This window comes from Methylophaga sp. UBA5088, assembly GCF_002414625.1.
Taxonomy (GTDB): Bacteria; Pseudomonadota; Gammaproteobacteria; order Nitrosococcales; family Methylophagaceae; genus Methylophaga; species Methylophaga marina.
In genome coordinates this window covers 13344-14274 of record NZ_DIAC01000129.1, presented here as the reverse complement: position 1 = coordinate 14274, position 931 = coordinate 13344, and the positions used below count along the sequence as shown (strand labels likewise).

Sequence of the window (931 nt, the reverse complement as noted above, 5' to 3'; positions counted from 1 at the left end):
AGTAAGGCGAATACACCCAGCCCACCAATGATATACATGCGTTTTCTCAAAGAGAAATTTTCAAGTTTAAACACGCCCGTCTCTCCCGGATTGAACTTAATATTATTATTTTATGCCTTAGACGTATAAGCTCAGGCCACTATCCTGCGTAACTGAACCTGCTGTTTCGTCGGCTTCACTCATTATATCGTCACTTTGACGATTGGCTTGAGTAAAATTCTGAGAATTTTGCATTTGCTGTGGCTGCTCATCTCTTTGCTGTTGTTGCTGTTGCTGACCTACTTCAGCATGAGTCAATTGCATACCGTTTTCGGCAAAACTCTCTCGTAATTTTGGTAAAGCTTGTTCCAGCGCATCGCGCGTTGTCGAGTGCTGAGCTAAGAAAGTTACACTGGCTTGTTCATTTTGTACATGGAGTTTTACTTCAACAGGGCCTAAATTTGCCGGGTTCATTTTCATTTCTGCCTGTTGAATACCCTCTTTGGCCATCCAGACCACACGGCTATTCATCACCTGTGACCATGCTGAGCTTTGTATATTGGGCTGAACCGGTAAACTCACTACTGCACTGGCTGATGCCGAAGGTGATGAACCTGATGTTGATGCTACGCTGCTAGCTGTCGACGTATTCGTTGTCGGGGTCGCTCCAAATAAACGCTCCTGAAGCGTTTTATCTGCTCGAATACCAGACAAATCTATCTCCGTTCTATCTTTATTTTCTGTTTGAGCGGCAATCATATTACGAACAGTCATATTCTGTTCACCATCGACTTTTTGGCGCTGTCTGTTAATGGCATCCATAATATCAGCACGAATTTCGCTAGTTTTACCGTCGGCCTCATTCATGGATTGTAGTGCCTTGGCGAAATTCGGTACCTTGTCACCCTCGGCAGCATGTTGAGTTTGTTTGATAACCGCTTTTTCTGTATTG

Annotated in this window: 1 protein-coding gene; it reads right to left on the bottom strand. The window is 44.0% G+C overall.

The window, feature by feature from the left end:
• Nucleotides 1-117: 117 nt before the first annotated feature.
• Nucleotides 118-931 (bottom strand): flagellar hook-length control protein FliK (locus tag B4K20_RS15870; RefSeq protein WP_289283662.1); only part of this gene is annotated, 814 nt, incomplete at its 5' end.